1 protein-coding gene is annotated in these 246 nt (G+C 65.0%); it reads left to right on the top strand.

Translation table 11 applies throughout. The annotated features are described in order from the left end of the window. Window positions 1-246, top strand: a 246-nt coding sequence (locus tag C7G61_RS43700) for an ATP-binding protein (protein ID WP_190242307.1), incomplete at both ends; no start/stop codon positions are given.

Genomic DNA, 246 nt, shown 5'->3' with positions numbered 1-246 from the left:
CCGACCGCCTCTCAGCCAGTCAGCGGCGCGATCTCATGGAGATCGTCGAGGACCGTCATGGCCGCGGCTCCATCCTCATCACCAGCCAACTCCCTGTGGCAACTTGGCACGAGGTTATTGGCGAGCCCACCGTCGGCGACGCCGTGCTGGATCGTATTGTCCACAACGCTTATCGGATCGAGCTCGACGGCCCGTCTATGCGCAAGCTCAAAGCCGACGAGGAACGGCTGGCGCCGGCCGCGGCCA

The sequence above is a fragment of the Bradyrhizobium algeriense genome (genome assembly GCF_003062295.1).
Classification (GTDB): domain Bacteria; phylum Pseudomonadota; class Alphaproteobacteria; order Rhizobiales; family Xanthobacteraceae; genus Bradyrhizobium; species Bradyrhizobium algeriense.
This window is presented reverse-complemented; position numbering and strand designations above follow the sequence as displayed.